Source organism: Streptomyces spongiae, assembly GCF_009377185.1.
Classification (GTDB): Bacteria; Actinomycetota; Actinomycetes; order Streptomycetales; family Streptomycetaceae; genus Streptomyces; species Streptomyces spongiae.
Genome location: NZ_VJZC01000079.1, coordinates 21,453 through 27,622, shown reverse-complemented (window position 1 = coordinate 27,622; position 6,170 = coordinate 21,453). Strand labels below are relative to the sequence as shown.

4 protein-coding genes are annotated in these 6,170 nt (G+C 70.1%); all 4 read left to right on the top strand.

The annotated features are described in order from the left end of the window. Positions 1–944 precede the first annotated feature (944 nt). The 4 genes from FNH08_RS14520 to FNH08_RS14500 all read left to right on the top strand — a co-directional run bounded on the left by FNH08_RS14520 (position 945) and on the right by FNH08_RS14500 (position 6,149). Entirely contained in the window at positions 945–1,709 is a 765-nt protein-coding gene (locus FNH08_RS14520; protein WP_194238485.1) for an AfsR/SARP family transcriptional regulator, read from the top strand. Between the two features lie 140 nt (positions 1,710–1,849). Continuing rightward, a complete protein-coding gene (locus tag FNH08_RS14515; RefSeq protein WP_322724485.1) occupies positions 1,850–2,788 on the top strand; it encodes a UTP--glucose-1-phosphate uridylyltransferase in 939 nt (312 codons plus the stop codon). A 5-nt stretch (positions 2,789–2,793) separates the two neighbouring features. Next, positions 2,794–4,743 (top strand): thiamine pyrophosphate-binding protein, encoded by a 1,950-nt coding sequence (locus tag FNH08_RS14510; RefSeq protein WP_194238484.1) that lies wholly within the window; start codon positions 2,794–2,796, stop codon positions 4,741–4,743. 176 nt (positions 4,744–4,919) lie between these two features. After that, on the top strand, positions 4,920–6,149 hold the full coding sequence (locus FNH08_RS14500) for an MFS transporter (RefSeq protein WP_152771886.1): 1,230 nt from the start codon (positions 4,920–4,922) through the stop codon (positions 6,147–6,149). Positions 6,150–6,170: the final 21 nt, after the last annotated feature.

The window sequence follows — 6,170 nt, the reverse complement described above, 5'->3', positions numbered from 1 at the left end:
GGGAGGGGGGAATCCGCTCATGGTCGCGGCGGGCAGGCCGAGACTGCCTCGCGGCGGCACCGGCGGCAAGGCCGGTCCTGTGCGCCCTCTCGTACGACCGCGCCCCGCTTCACATCCGTACGATCACGTTCCGGTGCCACCGCGTGCTCCCGCGATGGGCGCGAACGTGCCGGTCAGTGCCGCTTCCCGGGTCCGCACGGGGACGGTGCGGCACCCTCTCGTTCCTCAGTGGGCTTCTGGCGTCTCCCAGGTCCCTTCTGGTGACTCTCTTGCCGGTGACGTGCCGACGCTCTGGACGCGCTGTTGCCGGTCCGGGTGCTTCGGCGGTGTGGCGCTCGCTTTGTTTCCGGCATGTTGAGAACCGTCCGTTCCGGTCTGGCCGAACATGAACGTGCCCCACTGCCCGCCGGCCGCGGGCTGGGCGCGTCGCGGGGCGGTTTCGCGGCAGCCCCAGAAGCGCTCCGCCCGGCGGTCCGCGCACTCCCGTGGGGCTCCTTGGAGGGACTCCCCGGTGCCGCCGGGCGGTCGGCCCCGTCCGCGCCCATCTGCTCGAACAGCGAATTCGACATGATCGTTCCGCGTATTCCATTCAATCGCCCTCCGCGCCATCGAAATAGAGTTCCGGCACGCACGGTATTCGGAAACGGAATCGCAAACTCCGAGATCGCCGTATCGGATTTGCCCGATATACACCGTTGACGAGTTTCCGAAGACGAGCGCGATCCGGCCAGCTCCCACCACCCCGGCACGCAAGAGAATGTGGCAATCTGGTGGCCCTCCGTGATACCTTCCGTGAGTTCGTTATCGAACGGACTATGCGCTTCGGTTAATCGTGAATGGCACTTGTGCACGGGCCGTCCGGCCACGACATCGGGGAGAGTGCTTGCATGGATACGGCCGTAAACGTTCTGGGGGATTTAACCGTTCTCTCCGCCCAGCGGAACATGACCCCGAGCGCCCCGAAGCAGCGCCAAGTCCTGGCCCTCCTTTCGGCCCGCGCGAACCGCCTGACCCTTACCGAGGATCTCTATCGCGAACTCTGGGGCAGCCGGCCACCGCGCACGGCCGCCGCGACCCTGCACACCTACATCGGCCAATTGCGGCGCTCCATGGCCAAGGCCCTGGATGTGGCCCCCCGTGCCGTCTCCGAGCGGCTGCTGAGAACACAGCCCGGCGGTTACGTCCTCAGGGCGGACCCCGGGCGTTACGACTACGCGCAGTACCAGCGACTGCTGGACAAGGCGGACGAGGCACGGCGCACCCGGCAGGCGGAAAAAGCCGTGCCGCACTACCGCGCGGCACTGGACCTGTGGCGAGGTCCCGCCCTCGCGGACATCAGCTGCGGCCCTGTCCTGCGCGTATGGGCGGAGCGCGCCAACGAGTCCCGCCTGAACTCCACCGAGAAGCTCATCGCGCTCGAACTGCAGCTCGGCAACCCGCTCGAAGTACTCAGCGAACTGCGCGAACTGGCGGCCCGCCACCCGCTGCACGAGAACCTGCACGGGCAGCTGATGGTCGCCCTCTCCCTCGCGGGCCGCAGGAACGAGGCGCTGGAGACGTACCACTCCCTGCGGAAGCGGATCGTCCGCGAACTCGGCCTCGAACCGTCCGCACGTCTGACGCTCCTTCTGCAGGACATCATCAAATCGCGTCCGCATGTACATGCCCTTTGGGGGCTCGACTCCCACGACATGCAGTACAGCGCATAGAACGGTCACAGAAATGCGTAGCTGATCGTTCCACTAATTCCCGAGGGAAATCCACGCCAAAGCAGAAGGCGCTTGACAGATAAACGCCGCACATGCCAGGGTTTTTTGCGTCGGCCCCCTACTGGGAAGGACCGGTGTAGGTGCCGTCTGAGGTACGCCGCGAAAGAGAAGGATCACCGCTCAATCCGCACGTAACCAAAGTCGTCATTCCCGTGGGAGGTCTGGGCACCCGGTTTCTGCCGGCTACCAAGGCCATTCCCAAGGAGATATTCCCGCTCATCGACAAGCCCGTCATCCAATATGTGGTGGAGGAAGCGGCCTCCGTCGGGCTGACCGACATTCTCATGGTCACCGGTCGCAACAAACGACCGCTGGAAGACCATTTCGACCACAACATCGAAATCGAAGAAGCGCTGGCCCGCAAAGGCGACGCGGCGCACCTGGACCAGGTGTGCGAGTCCAGCGACCTCGTGACGCTGCACTACGTACGCCAGGGCGCGCCCAAGGGCCTCGGCCACGCGCTCCTGTGCGCGGAGTCGCATGTGGGGAACGAGCCGTTCGCCGTCCTGCTCGGCGACGACCTCATCGACCCCCGCGATCCGCTGCTCGCCCGCATGATCGCCGTGCAGGAACGATTCGGCGGCAGCGTGGTGGCCCTTATGGAGGTCGACCCCCGGGACATCCATCTGTACGGATGCGCGGCGGTCGCCCCCACCGACGAGGCCGACGTCGTACGGGTCACCGGCCTCGTGGAGAAGCCCGGTCCCGACGAGGCGCCCAGCACCTGCGCCGTCATCGGCCGCTTCGTTCTCCACCCCGGCATCTTCGACGTGATCCGCGGCACCGGCCCCGGACACGGTGGAGAGATCCAGCTCACCGACGCGCTGGACGACCTCTCCCGAAGCAGGGCGGCACCGGTGCACGGAGTGCTCTTCTCCGGCCGCCGCTACGACACCGGCGACCGTGCCGACTATGTGCGCACCATCGTCCGCCTGGCCTGCGAACGCGACGACCTGGGCCCGGATTTCCGCGCATGGCTGGCCGCGTTCGTCTCGCACGACTTCCAGGAAACAAGGTGAACAGAATGCCCGCTGGCTCCACCCACGAGACCCCGTTCCCCGATTCCGCCCACGTCGACGAGAACGACCCACTCACCCTCGCCCGGCTCGTGCTCGCCGGAGACGACCGGGCCCTTCAGGCTCTCAGACCGGCCGCCGGCGACGCGGGCCCCGGGCGGTTACCGCTGCTGACCGGCGCGGAGGCCGTGGCGGCGCTGCTCGCCGACGGCGGTATCCGCAGTGTCTTCGTCTACGCGGGAACCTCGGAACTCGCGATCTGCGACGCGCTGCACCGCACCGAAGGCGTTCAGCTGTCCAACGGACGCGGTGACAAGGAGTCCGCCTTCATGGCCGCGGGCGCCTCCCTGACACGTCCGGGCACGGGCGCCGCCGTGCTGCACGGCGCTCGCGGGCTCACCAACGCCGCCGGAGCCGTGGCCGACGCCCGGCGCAACGAGGTGGGGGCCCTGTTCCTCGTCGGACTTCCCTCCAGCGGATCCGTCCGCTTCCTGCCGCCCCACGGCGAGGACGGCCTGATGGACGGCATCGGCACGTTCGCCGACTGGTCCTGGCAGGCCCCGCCGGTGCCCGAGGAGCCCGGCGAACGCCGGGCGGCGGCCGAGCGGTTCGTGGAGCGGCTCAGGGCGAGCCTGGCCTTCTGCACCACGCCGCCGTACCGGCCGGCGATGTTCGGTGTCCCCCAGGACGTCGCCGAGAGCCGCTGGATCCCGCTCGACGCGCTGCTCACGACCCCGCCCGCCGCACCGGCCACCGATCTTGAGCAGCCCGCGCTGGAGGCACTGCTGGGCGAACTGCGGCAGGCCCGGCACCCGCTGTTCCTCCTCGACGACTACGCGCTGCACCACACCGGGCTGCGCCCCGCCCTCGACCGGCTGAGCTCCATGACCGGCGCGGCGGTGCTTCAAGTGCGGTACCGGCGGGGCCCGATGCTCTTCGAGCGGTTGCGGAGCGAGGAGGTGACGAACTTCGCCGGATGGCTCAACCCCTTCAGCGCCGCCCACCGCGCCCTGCTCGCCGAGTGCGACCTGCTGGTGACGGTGGAGGACCGCAACATCTACGAACGAGTCGTCGGCCCCCTGCCCGGCTGCCGGAAAGCGGTGGTCAACACCGACGCCGCCAAGGTCCTCAAGAACGAGTACCTGCGCGACGACGAGCCGCTGGTCGTCGGCGAACCGGCCCTGATCCTGACGGAGTTGGCCGACCGGCTGAGCGTCTTCGGGGATCCGGCGCCCGCGCCCTGGTTCCCGGCGGAGGCACTCGCCGAGCACATGGTGAGCCCCGAGCGGGCCACGGGCATCGTCGAGGACGGGCGCCGCGCCGTCGCCCGGGCGCTCGCCGCCACGCTCGCCGCCTGGGAGCGGCCGGCGCTCGTGGACGACAGCCAGATGTTCGGCGGGCTGCTCTCGGAGCACTACGACGACTTCCCCCAGGGGCTGCGGGTCTTCGGCGACCACGGGGCGTTCGTCGGCGGCGGACTGGCGTACGCGACGGGCCTGGCCCTCGGGGACAGGGACGCCCGGGTCATGTGCACGCTGGGCGACCAGGCTTTCACCAACTCCTTCCAGGGGCTGGTGGCCGCCGTGCAGGACCAGGCCCAGGTGCTGTTCGTCGTGTGCAACAACGGGGAGTCGGTCTCCCTGAAGAAGCAGGCCACCGCCTCCTACGGCACCTCGGACCGCTCGTATCTCACGAACGTCGGTCACATGGCGTACCACCAGGTCGCCGAGGCACTCGGTGTACCCGCGCAGCGGGTGGTCGTCCCCGTCGGCGGACCGCCCGCCGAGGTGGAGGCGGCGGTGTCCCACCTGACGGCCGCGCTGGAGAAGAGCGCCGCCGAACAGGGCCCCAGCCTGGTCGAGATCGTCCTGCCGTCGGATCCCGACGTGTGGAAGGGCATCTGGATCACCCAGGGCTTCGAGCAGGCACCGCCGGCGGATCCGGAGAGCGTGGCGTGACGAAGGGGTCCTTTCACTATGAGCGCCCGATCAGGTCGCGTGGTCTGGTGCCGTGCATCGCAAGGCGCCGGAAAGCCCTCGTAGCGGCGCTACTAGGGCTTTCCGGCAACGCGGCGAGGTGCGGTGCCAGACCACGCGACCCGGGCGGGCATAGTGAAAGGGCCCCTCAGGGGCCGGTGCCCCGTACCGGACCGGCGACCGGTACCGGACAGCCGCGGCGGGCGCGGATCGCCCTCAGCGTGGTGTTCTTCGTCAACGGGGCCCTGTTCGGCAACTGGGTACTGCGCATCCCCGCCGTCAAGGACCACGTCGACGCGGGCACCGGCCCCCTCGGGCTGGCGCTGCTCGGCATCGCCGTGGGCGCGCTGCTGTCCAAGCAGGTCTCCGGCCAGCTCGTCGCCCGGTACGGCAGCCGCCCCATCACGGTGCTCGGCATCACGCTGAGCTGTCTCGCCCTGATGCTCCCGGCGCTCGCCGGGAACATCGTCACCCTCGGGCTCGCCCTCATCGGCTTCGGCGCGGCGATGGGCATCGTGGACGTGGCGATGAACGCCCACGGCGTCGCCGTACAGGACCGCCTGGGCCGTCCCGTGCTGTCCTCCCTGCACGGGGTGTACAGCATCGGCGGGCTGCTCGGCGCGCTGACCGGCGGGGCCGCCGAGGCCCGCGGACTGTCCCCGCTGACGCACTTCGCGTTGGTCGCCGCGGTGCTGGGCGGCGCCTCCCTGGCCGTGTCGTCATGGCTGCTGCCCGCGAGCAGCGATGTCGCCCCGAGGGCGCCCGAAGGGGGGTGGGCCAAGCTGCCCGCCGAGCGCAGGCTGCCGTTGGTGCTGTTGGGCTTCGTCGGCCTGTGCGGTATGGCGGGAGAGGGTGCCGTCGGCGACTGGGGCGCCATCTATCTGCGCGACGACCTCGGTACCAGCGCCGAGTTCGCTGCCGTGGGCTACTCCGCCTACTCCGTGGCCATGGCGGCCGGGCGCCTCCTCGGCGACCGGTTCCTGGCCCGCTGGGGCGACGTACGGGTGGTCACGTGGGCGGTGACGTTCGCGGGCTGCGCGTTCGCCGCCGGTCTGCTGGCCGGGCATCCGGCCGCGGCCGTCTGCGGGTTCGCGGCGCTGGGGACGGGGCTGTCCATCGTCATGCCCGCGGTGTTCTCCATGGCCGGGCGGATGGGCGGACCGACCACCGGCCCGGCCATCACCGTCGTGTCCAGCATCGCCGGCACCGGCTTCCTGGCCGGGCCTCCGCTCATCGGCTTCCTCGCGCAGGTCACCGGACTGCCCGCGGCGCTCGGCGTGGTGAGCGTGCTCGCGCTGGGTGCCGCGGTCCTCCTGCGCTTCGCCGCTTCGGGGCAGCGCGCGGCCACCGGGCCGCCGCCCGCCCGCGCTGCCGGCCCCCTCCACTGACCGCCACCCGAAGGGAACTCC